Origin of the sequence: Subtercola vilae, from assembly GCF_004923255.1 — a bacterium.
In the GTDB taxonomy this organism is placed as follows: domain Bacteria; phylum Actinomycetota; class Actinomycetes; order Actinomycetales; family Microbacteriaceae; genus Subtercola; species Subtercola vilae.
In genome coordinates, this window is sequence record NZ_QYRT01000098.1 from 1 (window position 1) to 1,436 (window position 1,436).

Genomic DNA, 1,436 nt, shown 5'->3' on the forward strand with positions numbered 1-1,436 from the left:
CGCCCAACTCGAATCCGACGCCTCCACCCCGCTGATACTCTGGAACCCCGCCCGCCCAGACGAACGGCCGCCATGCTGGAGTTCCCGCCCGATGATCTGCGTGCGCAGCTGCGTGCCTGCCTGCACGTCGAGCGTTGGGTAGACGACGTCGTCGCGCAGTCGCCGTTCGACTCCGGGAAGGCTCTCTTGGCTGCCGCACACGCGGCCGCGTCTCCGCTCTGCATCGCAGAGGTCGATGAGGCATTGGCCGATCATCCGCGCATCGGCGAGAATCCGGTGGGGGAGGGTACCGCCCAGACGTTCTCCCGCGCTGAACAGAGCGCCACCGATTCGGCCGACGCAGAGATCAATCGTCAGATCGCTGACGGAAACATCGTGTACGAGCGCCGCTTCGGCCGGGTCTTCCTCATCCGGGCCAAGGGGCGCACGAGGGCGGAGATCCTCTCGGAGTTGCAGCGCCGCCTCACACTGGATCCCGCCACCGAACTGGCCATCGTCGCCACCGAACTCCGCGACATCGCGTTGTCACGCCTCCAAACCATCCTCGACGCAGACGCAGACGCAGACGCAGACGCAGACGCAGACGCAGACGCAGACGCAGACGCAGTGCCGAGCCCACCCTCGAGCATTCAACCAGAACGCGTTCCCGCACCCGTTGAACGCAGCCACATCACCTCGCACGTGCTCGACTCAACTCTCGGCAAACCGGCCGCTGACGTACCCGTCGCACTCGACGCGTTCGAAGACGGCTTCTGGATGCCCGTCTCCTCTGCCCTCACCGACGCTGACGGTCGCGTCTCCTCTCTCGGCCCGGTCACTCTCCCGGCTGGCATCTACCGAGTGACCTTCGACACCGGCCACTATTTCGCGGCTCACCATCAGGCAACCTTCTATCCTCAGGTTTCGGTGACTTTCGAACTCGCAAGTGAGGCCGAGCACTATCACATTCCCCTTCTGCTCAGCCCTTTTGCGTACTCCACCTACCGGGGCAGCTGAGTTCTGACCTTCGAGGTACACCAGCCGATTTGCTTTCTGGCTCAGACCTCCGTAACGTAACCACTCGTCACCCCAAAGGTGCTGGAAAGCCGCAGAGCTTCCGGGCCTCAAGTGGGGGCGATCTCACACTCTCGAAACACAGATTCCTTAGGGTATTTCTGCGGTAGAAGCGTAAGATGGCACATCACTCCCGCAACGAACAGTTCGGGCTTCTGTGACGACCCCGGTCGTGACGGCAAGCTTCGATTTGACATCGCGGCGGGCCGTGCTAAGGTAGTGAAGTTGCCCCGAACCGGGTGTCGTGAAAGCGAAGTTCTGGTGTGGGTGCGTCCGATCTTTGAGAACTCAACAGCGTGCACATTGTCAAATGCCAAATCCCCGTGACACCTTTTTTGGTGTTCGGGTTCCTTTGGGAAAAACAATTAGTGGGGCATCTTTTT

At 61.4% G+C, this 1,436-nt stretch carries 2 protein-coding genes; one reads left to right on the forward strand and one right to left on the reverse strand.

All coding sequences use genetic code 11. From position 1 onward, the window contains the following. Positions 1-201: hypothetical protein (locus D4765_RS19915; RefSeq protein ID WP_237280572.1), on the reverse strand; the 201-nt coding region annotated here is incomplete at its 3' end. Between D4765_RS19915 and uraD the strand changes: the two genes are divergently transcribed. Next, positions 121-996: a 2-oxo-4-hydroxy-4-carboxy-5-ureidoimidazoline decarboxylase gene (gene uraD / locus D4765_RS20070; RefSeq protein ID WP_338054658.1), complete on the forward strand. Its 876-nt coding sequence runs from the start codon at positions 121-123 to the stop codon at positions 994-996. The genes D4765_RS19915 and uraD overlap by 81 nt on opposite strands. The last annotated feature ends 440 nt before the right edge of the window (positions 997-1,436 follow it).